General features: G+C 72.1%; 13 protein-coding genes. 4 read left to right on the top strand and 9 right to left on the bottom strand.

Translation table 11 applies throughout. From position 1 onward, the window contains the following. Positions 1 to 31: 31 nt before the first annotated feature. The 3 genes from ACVJO7_RS17755 to ACVJO7_RS17745 form a co-directional block, all read right to left on the bottom strand. Positions 32 to 1,186 (bottom strand): acyl-CoA dehydrogenase family protein, encoded by a 1,155-nt coding sequence (locus ACVJO7_RS17755; RefSeq protein WP_491673793.1) that lies wholly within the window; start codon positions 1,184 to 1,186, stop codon positions 32 to 34. Positions 1,187 to 1,248: 62 nt separating this feature from the next. After that, positions 1,249 to 3,264 carry an acetyl/propionyl/methylcrotonyl-CoA carboxylase subunit alpha gene (locus ACVJO7_RS17750; protein WP_491673792.1) on the bottom strand — a complete coding sequence of 672 codons (2,016 nt, stop codon included), beginning with the start codon at positions 3,262 to 3,264 and terminating at the stop codon, positions 1,249 to 1,251. Continuing rightward, positions 3,264 to 4,877 (bottom strand): acyl-CoA carboxylase subunit beta, encoded by a 1,614-nt coding sequence (locus ACVJO7_RS17745; RefSeq protein ID WP_491673791.1) that lies wholly within the window; start codon positions 4,875 to 4,877, stop codon positions 3,264 to 3,266. Before ACVJO7_RS17745 ends, ACVJO7_RS17750 begins: the two co-directional genes overlap by 1 nt. 119 nt (positions 4,878 to 4,996) lie before the next feature. Here ACVJO7_RS17745 and ACVJO7_RS17740 point away from each other — a divergent pair, with 119 nt between their 5' ends. Both ACVJO7_RS17740 and ACVJO7_RS17735 read left to right on the top strand, forming a co-directional pair. Continuing rightward, positions 4,997 to 6,172 (top strand): acyl-CoA dehydrogenase family protein, encoded by a 1,176-nt coding sequence (locus ACVJO7_RS17740; protein ID WP_491673790.1) that lies wholly within the window; start codon positions 4,997 to 4,999, stop codon positions 6,170 to 6,172. A gap of 48 nt (positions 6,173 to 6,220) precedes the next feature. Next, positions 6,221 to 7,024 (top strand): enoyl-CoA hydratase/isomerase family protein, encoded by an 804-nt coding sequence (locus ACVJO7_RS17735; RefSeq protein ID WP_491673789.1) that lies wholly within the window; start codon positions 6,221 to 6,223, stop codon positions 7,022 to 7,024. Positions 7,025 to 7,109: 85 nt separating this feature from the next. Here the strand turns inward: ACVJO7_RS17735 and ACVJO7_RS17730 are convergent, their stop codons facing one another. The 3 genes from ACVJO7_RS17730 to ACVJO7_RS17720 are packed head-to-tail and all read right to left on the bottom strand — an operon-like array spanning position 7,110 to position 10,341. Continuing rightward, positions 7,110 to 8,711: a long-chain-fatty-acid--CoA ligase gene (locus ACVJO7_RS17730; RefSeq protein WP_491673788.1), complete on the bottom strand. Its 1,602-nt coding sequence runs from the start codon at positions 8,709 to 8,711 to the stop codon at positions 7,110 to 7,112. A gap of 41 nt (positions 8,712 to 8,752) precedes the next feature. After that, complete coding sequence (locus ACVJO7_RS17725; RefSeq protein ID WP_491673787.1) at positions 8,753 to 9,178, bottom strand: Zn-ribbon domain-containing OB-fold protein; 426 nt, start codon at positions 9,176 to 9,178, stop codon at positions 8,753 to 8,755. Further along, positions 9,175 to 10,341, bottom strand: a complete 1,167-nt coding sequence (locus ACVJO7_RS17720; protein ID WP_491673786.1) for a thiolase family protein — start codon at positions 10,339 to 10,341, stop codon at positions 9,175 to 9,177. Before ACVJO7_RS17720 ends, ACVJO7_RS17725 begins: the two co-directional genes overlap by 4 nt. Before the next feature lie 79 nt (positions 10,342 to 10,420). On the opposite strand from ACVJO7_RS17720, the gene ACVJO7_RS17715 reads away from it, so the two are divergent. Further along, entirely contained in the window at positions 10,421 to 10,954 is a 534-nt protein-coding gene (locus ACVJO7_RS17715; RefSeq protein ID WP_491673785.1) for a PaaI family thioesterase, read from the top strand. A gap of 14 nt (positions 10,955 to 10,968) precedes the next feature. Here the strand turns inward: ACVJO7_RS17715 and ACVJO7_RS17710 are convergent, their stop codons facing one another. After that, positions 10,969 to 12,543, bottom strand: a complete 1,575-nt coding sequence (locus ACVJO7_RS17710; protein ID WP_491673784.1) for a long-chain-fatty-acid--CoA ligase — start codon at positions 12,541 to 12,543, stop codon at positions 10,969 to 10,971. 278 nt (positions 12,544 to 12,821) lie between these two features. On the opposite strand from ACVJO7_RS17710, the gene ACVJO7_RS17705 reads away from it, so the two are divergent. Beyond that, positions 12,822 to 13,703: an SDR family NAD(P)-dependent oxidoreductase gene (locus tag ACVJO7_RS17705; RefSeq protein WP_491673783.1), complete on the top strand. Its 882-nt coding sequence runs from the start codon at positions 12,822 to 12,824 to the stop codon at positions 13,701 to 13,703. A 31-nt stretch (positions 13,704 to 13,734) separates the two neighbouring features. Here ACVJO7_RS17705 and ACVJO7_RS17700 read toward each other — a convergent pair whose 3' ends face one another. Together ACVJO7_RS17700 and ACVJO7_RS17695 are read right to left on the bottom strand one after the other, a co-directional pair. Continuing rightward, positions 13,735 to 14,805, bottom strand: coding sequence for a zinc-binding dehydrogenase (locus ACVJO7_RS17700; RefSeq protein ID WP_491673782.1), 1,071 nt, complete (start codon positions 14,803 to 14,805; stop codon positions 13,735 to 13,737). Beyond that, on the bottom strand, positions 14,802 to 15,545 hold the full coding sequence (locus ACVJO7_RS17695; RefSeq protein ID WP_491673781.1) for an enoyl-CoA hydratase-related protein: 744 nt from the start codon (positions 15,543 to 15,545) through the stop codon (positions 14,802 to 14,804). The genes ACVJO7_RS17700 and ACVJO7_RS17695 overlap by 4 nt, the downstream gene beginning before the upstream one ends. Positions 15,546 to 15,555: the final 10 nt, after the last annotated feature.

Here is a 15,555-nt window from a genome sequence, read left to right as displayed (position 1 = left end):
GCCGAGGCGCAGCCTGCCGACGATCGGTGTGTCAGTACGAACGTGGCAGCTTGAGGCTGTGCTGGGCCACGTAGTTCAGGATCATCTCGCGGCTGATCGGCGCGGTGCGCATCAGCCGGGCCGGGCCCCACAGGGTGGCCAGCCCGTACTCGGTGGCCATGCCGTTGCCGCCGTGGGTCTGGATCGCCTGGTCCAGCGCGAGGATGCCGGCCTCGGCCGCGGCGTACTTGGCCATGTTCGACGCCTCGCCGGAACCCGGGTCACCGGCGTCGTGCAGCGACGCGGCCCGCTGGGTCATCAGCCGGGCCAGCTCCACCTGGATCTTGGCGTGCGCGAGCGGGTGCGACACGCCCTGGTGCGAGCCGATCGGCACGTCCCAGACCTTGCGCTCGCGCGCGTAGTTCGAGGCCTTGTCCAGCGCGTAGCGGCCGATGCCGTTGCCCAGCGCGGCGCCCATGATGCGCTCGGGGTTGAGGCCCATGAACACCTGGCGCAGCCCGTCGTTCTCCTCGCCGATCAGGTTCTCCGCGGGCACCCGCACGTCGTCGAAGAACAGGGTGAACTGCTTCTCCGGGGTGACGGCCTGGACCGGGATCTCGGTCTTCGTCAGCCCGGGCGCGTCGGTGGGGACCACGATCAGGCTGAGCCGGCCGCGGCCCCGGTCGTCGGTGGAGGTGCGGGTGACGACCAGGATGGCCTCGGCCTCGTCGACGCCGGAGATGTAGTACTTGGTGCCGTTGAGCACCCACTCGCCGCCGACCTTCTTGGCGTGCGTGGAGATGTTGTGCGAGTTGGAGCCGGCGTCCGGCTCCGTGATCGCGAACGACATGATGATCTCGCCGCTCGCGATGCCCGGCAGCCAGCGCGCCTTGAGTTCGTCGCTGCCGTAGGCCTGGATGATCGTGCCGCAGATGGTGGGGGAGACGACCGTCATCAGCAGCGGGCACCCGGCCGCGGCCAGCTCCTCACCGACGATGTGCATGTCGTAGATGCCACCACCGCCGCCGCCGTACTCCTCGGTGATGTTGACGCCCAGGAAGCCCTGCTTGCCCACGGCGTTCCACAGTTCGGTGCTCTTCTCACCGGCCAGGGACTTGGCCACGTAGTACTCGTGGCCGAAGTCCTTCGCGATCTCGGTGACGGCCTTGCGCAGGTCGCGCCGTTCCTCGGTCTCGTGCAGTTCCATGTCCGCTCCCTACCCTCACGGTGACGCGCCGCCGGACGGCGGATCGTGTGGTCCGTTAGTTACTACGTCTCGTCGTCGACGGGCTCGACCACGGCCAGCGGGTCGCCGGTGGCGACCTGCCGGCCGACCTCGACCGGCAGCTCCGCCACCACGCCGTCGATCGGGCTGGTCACCGAGTGCTCCATCTTCATCGCCTCCAGCACGACCAGGGGCTGGCCCGCGGTGACGACGTCCCCGGCCGCCACGTGCACCCGGATCACCGAACCGGGCATCGGCGCGGTCAGCGAACCGGCCGGCTTGAGCGTGCTGGGGTCGACGAAGCGGGGGATCCGGTTGAACGTGCTGGATCCCGCACTGCTGTCGACGTAGGCGGTCCCGCCGTCGAGGAGGACCTCGTAGGAGCGCCGCACCCCGGCCGCCTCCAGCACCACGCGGTCGGGGCCGTGGTGCAGCACCACGACGTCCTCGATCGGCTTGCCGTCGACCTCCACCTCGACGCCGTCGCGGTGCAGCGCGTACGCCACGTGCAGCTCGGCACCGGCGGCCGTGGTCCAGCCGACGCGCTGCAGCTGGGACGGGTTGTTGCGCCACCCCGCCGGCAGGGTCGGCTGGACCCGGGCGGCCGCCCGGTGGGCGGCCACGCCGGCGAGAGTGGCGGCGACCGCGTGCAGCCGCTCGCTGTCGGCGTCGACGAGCGGCCCGCCGAGCTCGGTGGCGTCGTGGCGGTCCAGGAAGCCGGTGTCGGTGCCGCGGCCGGCGAACTCCGGGTGCCGCAGGACCCGGACCAGCAGGTCGCGGTTGGTGGTCAGGCCGTGGATCCGGGCACCGGCCAGCGCCGCGGAGAGCGTGCCGACCGCCTCGGCGCGGGTGGGGGCCCAGACGATGACCTTGGCGAGCATCGGGTCGTAGTGGTGGCTGACCACCGACCCGTCACGCACCCCGGAGTCGACCCGGACGCCGGCGAGCTCGGGGAACCGCAGCGTGCGCAGGGTGCCGGTGCGGGGGAGGTAGCCCTCCGTCGGGTCCTCGGCGTAGAGCCGGGCCTCCACCGCGTGGCCGGTCATCGTCGGCTCGAGCGCCTCGGGAGGCAACGGCTCGCCCATCGCCACCAGGAGCTGCAGGCGGACCAGGTCCAGCCCGGTGACCAGCTCGGTGACCGGGTGTTCGACCTGCAGGCGCGTGTTCATCTCGAGAAAGGCGAACGTGCCGTCGTCGGCGCCGCCGTTCGCGTCCAGGACGAACTCGACGGTGCCCGCCCCCACGTAGCCCACGGCCTGCGCCGCGGCGACCGCCGCCGCGCCCATCCTGGCCCGCAGGTCCTCGCCGACGACCGGCGAGGGAGCCTCCTCGATCACCTTCTGGTGGCGTCGCTGCACCGAGCACTCGCGCTCGAACAACGCGACGGTGCCGCCGTGCATGTCGGCCATCACCTGGATCTCGACGTGCCGGGGGCGCTGCACGTAGCGCTCCAGGAACACGGTGCCGTCGGCGAACGCCGAGGTGGCTTCCCGTGCCGCCGAGGCGACGGACTCCTCGAGCGTGTCGGCCGACTCCACGATCCGCATCCCGCGCCCGCCGCCGCCGGCACTGGCCTTCACCAGCAGCGGGTAGCCGACCTCGGCGCCGAGCTTGCGCAGCGCGTCGGCGTCGAGCCCGGTGGCGTCGCCGCCGGGGAGGACCGGGACCCCGGCGTCGGCCATCATCGCCTTCGCGGTGAGCTTGGAGCCCATCGCGTCGATGGCGTCCGGCGGCGGCCCGACGAAAACCAGCCCGGCGGCGGCGCAGGCGCGGGCGAAGGCCGCGTTCTCGGACAGGAAGCCGTAGCCGGGGTGCACGGCGTCCGCGCCGGTGCGCAGCGCGGCCGCGATCACGCGGTCGACCTGGAGGTAGGTCTCGGCGGGGGAGGAGCCGGGCAGGCGCACCGCCTCGTCGGCGTCCTCGACGTGCCAGGCGTCGACGTCGGCGTCGGAGTACACCGCGACGGTGGCGATGCCGAGGTCGCGGCAGGTCCGGAAGACCCGCCGGGCGATCTCGCCACGGTTGGCGACCAGCAGCTTCTTGATCACGGGCATCGCCATCACATCCGGAACACGCCGTAGCCACGCTGGCCACGGACCTCGTCGTTGTGCACCACGGACAGGCAGAGCCCGAGCACGGTCCGCGTGTCGCGCGGGTCGATGATCCCGTCGTCGTAGAGCCGCCCGCTGTTGGCCAGCGCCAGCGACTCGCGTTCGATCTGACCCTCGACGGCGGCGCGCATCTGGGCGTCGGCGTCCTCGTCGAAGGGCAGGCCGCGGTCCGCGGCCGACTCCCTGGCCACGATCGAGAGCACCCCGGCCAGCTGGGCGGGACCCATCACGGCCGACTTGGAGTTCGGCCAGGTGAACAGGAAGCGGGGGGAGTAGGACCGCCCGCACATGCCGTAGTTGCCCGCGCCGTAGGAGGAGCCCATGACGATGGTCAGGTGCGGCACGGTGCTGTTGGACACCGCGTTGATCATCTTGGCGCCGTCCTTGATGATCCCGCCCTGCTCGTACTCGGCGCCGACCATGTATCCGGTGGTGTTCTGCAGGAAGATCAGCGGCGTGTCGACCTGGTTGGCCAGCTGGATGAACTGGGAGGCCTTCTGCGCCTCCTCGCCGAACAGGATGCCCCGGGCGTTGGCCAGGATGCCGACCGGGTAGCCGTGGATCGAGGCCCAACCGGTGACGAGCGAGGTGCCGTAGAGCGGCTTGAACTCGTCGAACGCCGAGCCGTCGACCACCCGGGCGATGACGTCGCGCGGGTCGAAGGGGACCTTCGGGTCGACCGAGGCGATGCCGAGCAGCTGGTCGGGGTCGAGCACCGGCGGGTCGGCGGGCATCGTGGGGCCGGGGCCGAGCTTGCGCCAGTTCAGCCGGGCCATGATCCGGCGTCCGATGCGGATGGCGTCCTGCTCGTCCTCGGCGAGGTAGTCGGCCAGGCCCGAGGTGCGGGCGTGCATGTCGCCGCCGCCGAGCGACTCGTCGTCGGACACCTCGCCGGTGGCCATCTTCACCAGGGGCGGGCCGCCGAGGAAGACCTTGGAGCGGTTGCGGATCATCACCACGTAGTCGCACATGCCCGGGATGTAGGCGCCGCCCGCGGTGGAGTTGCCGAACACCAGCGCCAGGGTGGGCAGGCCCAGGGCGCTGTGCTGGGTCAGGTCGTGGAACAGCTGGCCGCCGGGGACGAAGATCTCGGCCTGGGTCGGCAGGTCGGCCCCGCCGGACTCGACGACGTTGATGATCGGGAGCCGGTTCTCGCGGGCGATCGCCATGCCGCGGAAGACCTTGCGGAAGGTGAACGGGTTCGACGCCCCGCCCCGGACCGTCGGGTCGTGGCCGATGATCATCGACTCGACGCCCTCGACGACCCCGATCCCCACGACCACGCTGCCACCGACCGGGAACTTGGTGCCCCACGCGGCGAACGGGCAGAGCTCCAGGAACGCGGTGTCCGGGTCGAGCAGCAGCTCGATCCGCTCGCGGACGAGCAGCTTCCCCCGCTTGCGGTGGCGCGCGACGTACTTCTCCCCGCCCCCGCCGTTGGCCAGCGCGAGCTGCTCGGAGATCGCGGTCAGCTGGGCCGTGAGCCCTTCGCGGTTGCCGATGTAGTCCGGGGCACGGGTGTCGACCCGGTCGGGCAGCACGTCAACCAACTTCTCCTCCATGGCGGCATCGACGTCGATCTCCTGACCGGTTACGTTAGCGGTTGCTAACGTCCTGCGACAACGGGGTGCGCACGTTTCGCGTGGTGCGGATCCCGGCCCGGCACACCGGAGGAGCCCTCATGACCCAGCTGGACCAGCACGTCGCGGTCGCGCAGCCGGACCCGTGGACGACGCCGGAGCGGCTCGCCCTACGTGACCTGGCCCTGTCGTTCACCCGCCGGGAGATCGCCCCGCACCTGTCCCGGTGGGAGGAGGAGGGCGAGCTGCCGCGGTCGCTGCACCGGGCCGCGGCAGAGGTCGGGCTGCTCGGCATCGGGTTCCCGGAGGAGGTCGGGGGCAGCGGCGGCGACCTGCGGGACCTGGTGCTGCTCACCGAGGCCGTGATGGAGGCGGGAGGGTCGTCGGGGGTGCTGGCCAGCCTGCTCACCCACAACATCGCGCTCCCGCACATGGTCGCCGCGGGCGACCCCGACCAGATCCGCCGCTACGTCGCACCCACCCTCGCCGGGGAGAAGATCGGCAGCCTCGGCATCACCGAGCCCGACACCGGGTCCGACGTGGCCGGGATCCGGACCACCGCGCGCCGCGAGGGCGACCACTACGTCGTCAACGGGGCGAAGCTCTTCATCACCTCCGCGGTGCGGGCCGACTTCGTCACCACCGCCGTGCGGACGGGCGGGCCGGGGGCCTCGGGCATCTCCCTGCTCGTGGTCGAGCGCGGCACGCCGGGCTTCACCGTCTCGCGCACGCTGAAGAAGATGGGCTGGCTGTGCTCGGACACCGCCGAGCTCGGCTACTCCGACGTGCGGGTGCCCGCGGCGAACCTGGTCGGCCCGGAGAACAGCGGTTTCCTGCAGATCATGCAGCAGTTCCAGGTGGAGCGGGCCTTCCTCGCCGTGCAGTCCTACGCCACGGCCCAGCGCTGCCTGGACCTGACCCTGGAGTGGGTGAAGCAGCGCGAGACCTTCGGGCGGCCGCTGTCCACCCGCCAGGTGGTGCGGCACAAGATCGTCGACATGGCCACGGCCGTCGACGTGGCCCGCACCTACACCCGCGCCGCGGTCGACCGCATCATCGCGGGTGACACCGACGTGCGGATGGTCTCGATGGCCAAGAACCAGGCCGTGGAGGCCTGCGCGCTCGCCGTCGACACCGCGGTGCAGCTCTACGGCGGGATGGGCTACCTGCGCGAGACCGAGGTGGAGATGCATTACCGCGACTCCCGGATCCTCGGGATCGGCGGCGGCACCACGGAGATCATGAAGGAGATCATCGCCAAGCACATCGGCCTGTAGCCGCCCCGACGACCCATTCCTGCGCACATCGACGAGCGAGGAGCTCCCGTGGACTACGACCAGTACGAGTACCTGACCTTCGAGCGTCCCTCCGACGGCGTCCTGCTGATCACCATCAACCGTCCGGACCGGCTCAACGCCACCAACAAGCGGCTGCACTGGGAGCTCGGCAACGTCTGGCTCGACGTCGACGCCGACGACGCGACGCGGATCGCGGTGATCACCGGTGCGGGCAAGGCGTTCTCCGCCGGCGGCGACCTCGACATGGTGGTCGAGCAGGTCAAGGACTTCAAGCAGATCGCGGCCATCGCCAAGGAGGCCGCCGACCTGGTCTACAACATCGCCAACTGCCAGAAGGTGGTGATCTCGGCGATCAACGGGGTGGCGGTCGGCGCCGGACTGGCCGCGGCGCTGATGGCCGACATCTCGGTGATCGCCGAGGACGCCCGGCTCACCGACGGGCACCTTCGCCTGGGCGTCGGTGCGGGCGACCACGCGGCCATCATCTGGCCGATCCTGTGCGGTATGGCGAAGGCCAAGTACTACCTGCTCACCGCCGAGTTCATCGACGGGAAGGAGGCCGAGCGGATCGGGCTGGTCTCGCTGTGCCGGCCGCAGGAGGAGGTGCTGCCCACCGCGCTGTCCGTCGCGGAGAAGCTGGCTGCCGGCCCGCAGCACGCGCTGCGCTGGACCAAGCGCTCGCTCAACCTCTGGATCCGCGACGCGAGCCCGATCTTCGAGGCCTCGCTCGCCTACGAGATGCTCAACTTCTTCGACGACGACGTCCTCGAGGGCGCCACGGCGATCAAGGAGAAGCGGGCGCCGAAGTTCCCCTCGGTGACCGGCGGCTGACACCGGTCCGGCCGACCCACGCAGCGCGGGTCGGCCGGAACCCCGGCCGGGCCGGTGCACCGCCCCCCTCCGGCGGTGCGGGCGCTCAGCTCCCGAAGTGCCCCTTGTGCTGCTCGCGCAGCACGTTCTTCTGGATCTTGCCGGTCGCGGTCCGGGGCATCTCGTCGGCGAACAGCACCGCCTTGGGCACCTTGAACCCCGACAGCCTGCTGCGCGCCGCGGCGAGCACCTCCTCCTCGGTGAGCTCCACACCGGGCTTGGGCGTGACGATCGCGGCAATGGCCTCGGACCACCGCTCGTGCGGCAGCCCGACGACGACGACCTCCTGGATCCGCGGCTCGGCCTCGTAGAGCGCCTTCTCCACCTCGATGGACGCCACGTTCTCGCCGCCGGACTTGATCACGTCCTTCTTGCGGTCGGCGAACCACAGCAGCCCGTCGGCGTCGAACCGGCCCACGTCGCCGGAGTGGAACCAGCCGTGCGCGAACGCCTCGGCGGTGGCGTCGGGGTTGCGCAGGTAACCCTCCATGGCGTGCGGGCCGCGGTAGACGATCTCGCCGGTCTCCCCGTTCGGCAGGAGGTTGCCGGCGTCGTCCATGATGCCGACCTGGACGTTGGGTACCGGGAGACCGACCGACCCGGCGTGGCTGAGCTGGTACTCGGGCGGGAACACCGTGGTGATCGGGTTCATCTCGGTCTGCCCGAAGCCCAGCGCGAAGTCGCAGCCGAACACGTCCATCGCCCGGCGCAGGTCGGTGTCGGGCATCGGGGCCATCGCGTAGAGGGCCAGCCGCAGCGTGGACAGGTCGCGCTTGTCGATGTCGGGGTGGTCCATCAGCATCCGGTACATCATCGGCAGCCCGAAGATCTGGGTGATCCGCTCGGACTCGATCGTCGCCAGCAGCGCGGCCGGGTCGAACGCGCGCATCAGCACCAACGTGCCGCCCATGTAGAGCAGCCCAGTGGTGAAGCCGTTGAGCTGGGCGGTGTGGAACAGCGGCATCATCGCCACCGACCGCTCCTTGCCGTCGATGCCCAGCACCAGCGGGGCGTTCAGCGACTCGATGTAGACCGCGACGTGGCTGCTGACCACGCCCTTGGGGGCGGAGGTGGTGCCGCTGGTGTAGAGGTAGCTGATCGCGTCCCGGTCGCCGACCAGGCACTCCGGCTCGCTCGTCCCGGCGTCACCGAGGAACGTCGCCAGGTCCCGCCAGGTGCCCGTCGACCCGGCGGCCCAGTCGGCCCCGGTCCCGGGGGCGACGACCACGTCGACGACGGCGCTGCCCTCGACGAGCTGCAGCGCACCCTCGACGAGCCCGCCGAGCTGGCTCTCCACCACCACGCCGCGGGCCCGGGAGTGCTCCAGGACGTAGGAGACCTCGGGCGGCCCCCACGCGAGGTTCACCGGCACGCAGACGACACCGGTCTTGGCGCAGGCGTAGTAGGTCGTGAGGAACTCCACGCTGTTGCCGCTGGCCAGGGCGAGCACGTCGCCGCGCCGGTACCCGGCGGCCAGCAGTGCGTGGGCCAGCCGGTTGACCTCGGCGTTGAGCTCGGCGTAGGTGAACCGGCGGGCGCCGTCGACGACCGCCTCGCGGTCGGGGTTGCGCCACGCGCTGCGGGTCAGCATGTCGCCGACGTTGACCCGGGTGACGAGGTTGGCGTGCAGGTCGTGGTCGATGGTCACGGTTCCTCCGGAGGGGTGGGGGTGGGCCCGGGGTCGGTGGCTCAGGACACGGGCACGAAACGGACCAGCCCGATGTCGCCCACGCGCTCGAACGCGGCGCGGACCGCCATGCCGGGCACGACGGAGGCGGGATCGCAGTGCTCGACGGTGGACAGCATCTGCGGGCCCTCGGCCAGCCGCACGATCACCACCGGGTAGGGCGCGGACCGCGGCAGGTCGTTCCACGGGGGCCGGCTGACGACCGCGGAGACCACGACGGTGGCCTCGCCGGAGAGGTCGGTCCAGCGCAGCTGAGCGGAGTGGCAGCGCGGGCAGAACGGGCGCGGGTAGTGGAACAACAGGTCGCACGCGGTGCACTGGCGCACCGCGAGCCGGCCCTTCGCCGCGGCCTCGAAGTGGCCGCGGTTGACGTCGTCGACGCGCGGCAGGACCTCGGGGTCGGCCAGGCCGTCCAGGTAGGTGGTCACGAGCCCTCCAGTACGACGGTGACATGGCTGCACAACATGGATCCGTAGGCGTGCACGACGGCCCGGTCGGCCCGCTCGACCTGGATGCCGGCGGCCCGGCCGGTCATCTGCTGATAGGCCTCCAGGATTCCGCAGATCCCCGAGGCCGTGCCGGAGTGCCCGAACCGCAGCAGGCCGCCGTTGGTGTTCACCGGCAGCCGTCCGCCCGGCCTCGTGGCGCCCTCGCGGTAGAGCTCGACCGCCTTGCCGCGCTCGGCCAGTCCCAGCTCCTCGATCAGCATCAGCGGGTTGGAGCTGAACGCGTCGTAGAGCTGGGCGAGGTCCACGTCGGCGGGCCCGAAGCCGGCCTCGGCGAACGCCTTCGCCCCGGAGCGGACCGCCCCGGTGCGCGACAGGTCGGGCATCGAGGTGAGGAAGCCGTGGGTGTGGCCCTCGCCGACGCCCACCACGTGCACCGGGCGGTGCCGCAGGCCCGCCGCCCGCTCCGGCGAGACCAGCACGAACGCGCCGCCGCCCTCGCACGGGATCGAGCAGTCGAGATAGCCGAAGGGCCCCGCGATGTGCCGGGCCTCCAGCACCTGGGCCACGGTGAACGGTCCCGCCCCCGCCCCGATCGCCGTCGGGTGCGCGACGGCCCACTCCTGCTGGGCCGCCACCGCCTCGGCGAACACCTCCCGGCCCTGCCCGACCTCGTCGAGCCAGGACTGTGCGATCAACCCGTACAGGGTCGGGATCGACGGCGCGTAGGGCAGCTCGTAGTCCGGGTGGCAGGTCATCGTCATCAGGTTGCGGCCGACGTCGCGGATCGGCGGGAACACCCCTGCGGACACGCAGAGCACCGCCGAGCACTGCCCGCTCTGGATGGCGCGGGTGGCGACGCCGAGCATCGCCAGGTGGCTGCCGCCGCCGAGCTGCACGCCGAGCTGCAGGCCGAGGTTGTGCAGCCCGAGCGAGTCCTGGATCTCCTCGGACAGGAAGGTGTGCTCGACGGACTCACCCATCATCGAGCCCACGCACAGCAGGCCGTCGACGTCGTCGGGTGCCATGCCGGCGTCGTGCAGGGCCGCGACGGCGGACTCGAGGTGCAGGTCGAGGAACGGGCGGTCGAGCCGACCCGGGGCGACTTCGGCGAAGCCGGCCAGGGTGGCGAGCGGGTCAGACATGGTTCCAGACGTTAGCAGTGACTAACATCTCTGACCACCGGCTGCGGTGTGCGGGCCGGGTTCGGATACCGTTGCGCCGGTGAGCCTGCCTGCCCGGCCGGGCGCCGTCCCGGCCCCCGTGGAGCCCCCCGACGATGCTTCGCCGCTGTTCAGCATCGAGTTCGGCAAGATGCTGTGCATGGGCTGCCGGCCCGCCGGCCGGTGCCGCTTCGGCCTGGTGCTGCGCCGCGGCGAGAACGGGGCGGTCGAGGGCACGGCCCGGTTCTCCGCCGAGCACGAGGGCGCGGGTGGCGTCGTGCACGGCGGCTCGGTGATGGGCGCGCTCGACGAGGCGTGCGGCGCGGTACCGATCGCGGCGGCCGTCCTGTCGGTGACCGCCGAGATGAACGTGGCGTTCCGGCGTCCCGTCCCGCTGGATCGCGAGCTGGACGTGCGGGCCTGGCCCGAGTCCCGTGACGAGCGCGGGCACTGGATCATCCACGCCGAGCTGTACCTGCCCGGTGACGACCGGCCGCTCTGCCACGCCCGGGCCCGGTTCGTCGAGCGCGACCCGGACAAGCACTACGGACGGTTCAAGGAGTGGCTCGACGGTCGGGAGAACGCCGCGGGCTGAGCCCGGCCGCCGGCTCAGTTGACCCCCCGGTCCTTCCCGGCCCAGTACGGTGCCCGCAGCTCGCGCTTGAGGATCTTCCCCGCGCCCGACTTGGGCAGGGCCTCGGCCCGGAAGTCCACGCTGCGGGGCACCTTGAAGCCGCCGAGCCTGGTCCGGCAGTGTGCGACGAGGTCCTCGACCGCGGGCTCCGTGCCGGGCCGCGGCACGACGACGGCGTGCACGCGCTCGCCCCAGGAGTCGTCCGGAACGCCGATGACGGCCGCTTCCAGGACGTCCGGATGGGTGTAGAGCACGTTCTCGACCTCGGCCGAGTACACGTTCTCCCCACCCGAGATGATCATGTCCTTGACGCGGTCGACGATGAAGACGTATCCCTGCTCGTCGGCCCACGCCGCGTCGCCACTGTGGTACCAGCCCTCGGCGTCGAGCGCGGCCGCCGTCTCCTCCGGTCGGTTGAGGTAGCCCACCATGATGTTCGGGCCCCGGGCCCAGATCTCGCCGACCTCCCCCGGTGCGGCCCGGGTCCCGTCCTCGCGCCGGATCTCGACCTGCACCCCGATCACCGGCGCCCCCGCCGACCGCAACCGGCCCGCGAACGGCTGCTCGCCCGCCGCCCCGCGCCGGTGGTCCTCCGGGGTGCACTGGGTGAGCAGCGGCGCCGCCTCGGTCATCCCGTAGAGCTGGCTGAACTCACACGGCAACAGCTTCATCGCGGCCTGCTGGAGCTGGTCGGGCATCGGTGAGGCGCCGTAGAGCAGCAGTCGCAGGCTGGACAGGTCGCGGTCGGCCGTCCCGGGGTGGTTCACGAACATGTTGATCATCGACGGCACGATGAGCAGCAGGGACACCCGCTCGCGCTCGATCACCCGCCCCACCAGGTCGGCGTCGAAGCCGGGGACGAAGACGTGCACCCCGCCGATCCACGTCACCGCATAGGTCTGTGACCCGTCGGCGAGGTGGAACATCGGCCCGGCGTGCAGGTAGCGCTCGTCCGGGGTGTGCCGGATGGCGAGCAGCGCGTGCTTCGCGTTCGCGACCAGGTTGCGGTGGCTGAGCAGCACGCCCTTGGGCCGCCCGGTCGTGCCGCCGGTGTAGAAGATGCCGGCGATGTCCTCGGGGCCCGGGTTCACCGGGGTCGCCGGCGCGTGGGTGACCAGCACGTCGTGGGAGGCCATGCCGTCCGGCGCGGGCCCGGAGCCCATGTGCACGAGCGTGGTGAGCGTCGGGCACCGGTCGAGCAGCGAGCGCCCCACCTCGAGGTGCATGTCGTCCACGGCCAGTGCCACGGTGCCGCAGTCGTCGACGATGAAGGCGAGCTCCTCCTCGCTGAGCCGGAAGTTGAGGTCGTTGAGGATGGCGCCGATGGCCGGCACGCCCAGCCAGTACTCCAGGTGCCGGTGCCCGTTCAGGGCCAGCACGCCGACCACGTCGCCGGTGCCGATGCCGAGTGACTGCAGCCCGCCGCCGAGCGCGTCGACCCGCTCGGCCAAGGTGGTGTAGTCGAACCTGATGTCGCCGTCGACGACCGCGGTGCGGTCGCCCGCGACGAGTGCGGCCCGCTCCAGCGCCCAGCGCAGGGATTCGGTCATGGAAGAGCCTCCAGGCAGTGGGGTGGCGGGTGTCACGATGGGCGAGGCAAGGCGCGGTGCACAGGTCCGATCGGGTGGCACGAGCGGGGATCGGCCGATTTTTCGGTGTAATGATTATGCGGTGATGATGCGGTCAGGGGGACGGTGAGGTTCTCCCCACCGGCACCGCCCGCGGGGAGCCGGCCGGTCCACCGAGCCGGTCGGTGCCGTGGAGCGACATCATCGAATGCACACGCCGGGCGGCCGACCGGACGGACGACGAGCGCAGGGAGACGACGATGCCAGGTGTGGACGGACGGGTGGCCGTCGTGACCGGGGCCGGTCGCGGCCTCGGCCGCAGCCACGCCCTGCGGCTGGCCGCAGGCGGTGCACAGGTACTGGTGAACGATCCGGGGGTGGGTCGCGAGGGGGGTGGCGGCGACAGCAGCCCCGCGCAGGACGTGGTCGCGGAGATCACCGCGGCCGGTGGGGTCGCGGTGGCGGACCACCACGACATCTCCACCGACGACGGTGCCCGGGCAGCGGTCGCCGCCGCGGTGGAGGCGTTCGGCGGCGTGCACGTCGTGGTGAACAACGCCGGCATCCTGCGGGACACGACGTTCCACAAGATGACCACCGAGCAGTGGCAGGCCGTGATCCGGGTGCACCTCGACGGCACGGCGTTCGTCACCAGGGCGGCCTGGCCGCACCTGCGCGAGCAGCGCTACGGACGGGTGGTGATGACCACCTCGGGCGCCGGCCTGTTCGGCAACTTCGGGCAGGCCAACTACGCCGCGGCGAAGCTCGGCGTCGTCGGCCTCATGCACACCCTCGCGCTCGAGGGCGCGCGCTACGGCATCCGCGTCAACTCGGTCGCCCCGGTCGCGCTGACCCGGATGACCGACGGGTTGCTCGACGCCTCCACCGACCTCGACCCGGCCTGGGTGTCGGCGGCGGTGGGCTGGCTGTGCACCGAGGAGTGCGACCTCACCGCGGAGATCGTGCGGGTCAACGGGCCGCACTTCAGCCGGGTGCGGCTCGTGGAGTCGCTCGGGGTGGACTTCGCCGAGCCGCCGACGGACGAGGCACTGGCCGATCGCTGGGCCGCGATCGCCGACATGGCCGGCGCGAAGCAGGGCGAGGCCGCCGTGGCCGTCGCCCGCCGGGCCGGATCGTCCTGACGGCCCACGGGCACGAGGCCGTCGGCCCCCGTCACGCCTCTCCATCAGGCACCAGGGCGATCTTGACCACGCCGTCGCGACGGGAGCCGAACAGCTCGTACGCCTCGTCGGTGGCCGAGAGCGGCATCCGGTGGGTGAACAGTTGCGACAGGTCCGTCGAGCCGTGCTCGGCGAGCGCGAAGAGCCGGCGCAGGCGGTCGCTCCCCGCCGGGCAGAGGCTGGTGACGATCTTGCGCTGGTAGAACCCGAGTCCGACCGGGACGTCGAGGCTGCGGTGCGCCGCGTAGACCCCGACGCTGGACACGGTGCCGTCCAGGCGGGTGCACTCCAGCGCCGCGGCGAAGGTCTCCTGCCGGCCGAGCGCCTCGATCGCGACGTCCACGCCGCGCTTGCCGGTCAGCTCCCGGATGCGGGCCACCGCGCCCTCGGGCTCGACCACGACGTTGGCCCCGAGCCGCAGCGCCAGCTCGGCCCGCTCCGGCACCCCCTCCACCGCGATCACGAGCCCCGCACCGTGCAGCCGGGCGCCCGCGGTGGCGCAGAGCCCGACGGGCCCCTGGGCGAAGATCGCGACCGTGTCGCCGGTCTCCACGTTCGCGCGCTCGACCGCGGAGAACCCGGTGGACATCACGTCGCCCGCCAGCAGGGCGCGCTCGTCGGACAGGCCCTCGGGCACCTTGGCCATGTTGATGGTCGCGCGCGGCACGACGAAGTGGTCGCCCTGGCAGCCGGCCAGGGCGTTGGAGATGCCCGGCACCCTGCCCAGGACCAGGCAGGCCTGCAGCTGCCCGCGCAGGCAGTTGCCGCACTCGCCGCAGCCGACCACGCAGGACGCGACCACGCGGTCGCCGACGGAGAACCCGCGGACGTTGGCGCCGAGCGCGACGACGGTGCCGACCGCCTCGTGGCCCATCCCGACCTGCTCGGCACCGCGGGGCATCGGGAACTCCTGCAGGAAGTGCAGGTCCGAGCCGCAGACGGTGGCGAGCCGGGTGCGCAGCACGGCCTCCTCCGGCCCCGGTTCCGGCGTGGGCGCCTCCCGCAGCTCGAGCTTGCCCATGCCGGTCTTCGACCAGGTCCGGTTGATCGTCGGGGTGGTCATCGTCGTCCTCCGCCTCGTCTGCGCATCGACCACATCTGTGGTGCCCGCTCGGTCTGTACCGCCGTGTCCCAGCCGACCGCGGGCGGGCCGGTCTCCAACCGGAAGCTGCGCACCGCCGCCCTGGCCAGCGCCGGGTCCTTGGCCACGCCGGCGGCGAACTCCATCGCGCGGGCCTCGACGGCGTCGTCGTCCACGGACTCCCACGCCAGGCCGAGCGCGACGGCCCGCTCACCGTCGATCTCCGCCCCGCCCAGCGCCATCGCGGCCGCGGCCTCGCGCCCCGCCAGCCGCGACAGCAGCACGAAGTGCCCGCCACCGGGGTGCAGCCCGATCCGCAGGAACCCCGACATCAGCCGGGCGTTCCCGGCGACCACGCGCATGTCCGTGGCCAGGGCCAGGTTCATCCCCGCACCGACGGCGGCGCCCCGGACCGCGGCGATGGTGAACGCCCGGACCCGGCCGACCCGGGTGAAGGACTCGTAGACGACCGACAGCCCGGTGTAGGTGGCGTCGTCGGCCGGATCGGCGCCCGCACCGGCCAGGGTGCCGGTGTGCGCCCCGGCGCAGAACCGGCCGTCGGCGCCGCGGATCACCAGCGCCCCGACGCTGTCGTCCGCGTCGACCCGCTCCAGGGCCGCCACCATCTCGCCCGCCATCTGGGGCGTCAGCGCGTTGCGCCGCTCCGGTGCGTTCAGCGTCAGGACCGCGACACCGTCGCCGACCTCGAGATCTACCTCCACCGTTCCTCCT

This window comes from Pseudonocardia sp. DxW (assembly GCF_058448985.1).
Note: the sequence above shows the minus strand (reverse complement) of the source record. Positions and strands in the feature narration are given on the sequence as shown.

Excerpts from the sequence above, each read along its gene's own strand:
- ACVJO7_RS17705 (WP_491673783.1), top strand. The coding sequence starts at position 12,822 with ATGCCAGGTGTGGACGGACGGGTGGCCGTCGTGACCGGGGCCGGTCGC.
- ACVJO7_RS17710 (WP_491673784.1), bottom strand. The coding sequence starts at position 12,543 with ATGACCGAATCCCTGCGCTGGGCGCTGGAGCGGGCCGCACTCGTCGCG.
- ACVJO7_RS17740 (WP_491673790.1), top strand. The coding sequence starts at position 4,997 with ATGACCCAGCTGGACCAGCACGTCGCGGTCGCGCAGCCGGACCCGTGG.
- ACVJO7_RS17745 (WP_491673791.1), bottom strand. The coding sequence starts at position 4,877 with ATGGAGGAGAAGTTGGTTGACGTGCTGCCCGACCGGGTCGACACCCGT.
- ACVJO7_RS17700 (WP_491673782.1), bottom strand. The coding sequence starts at position 14,805 with ATGACCACCCCGACGATCAACCGGACCTGGTCGAAGACCGGCATGGGC.
- ACVJO7_RS17755 (WP_491673793.1), bottom strand. The coding sequence starts at position 1,186 with ATGGAACTGCACGAGACCGAGGAACGGCGCGACCTGCGCAAGGCCGTC.
- ACVJO7_RS17750 (WP_491673792.1), bottom strand. The coding sequence starts at position 3,264 with ATGGCGATGCCCGTGATCAAGAAGCTGCTGGTCGCCAACCGTGGCGAG.
- ACVJO7_RS17720 (WP_491673786.1), bottom strand. The coding sequence starts at position 10,341 with ATGTCTGACCCGCTCGCCACCCTGGCCGGCTTCGCCGAAGTCGCCCCG.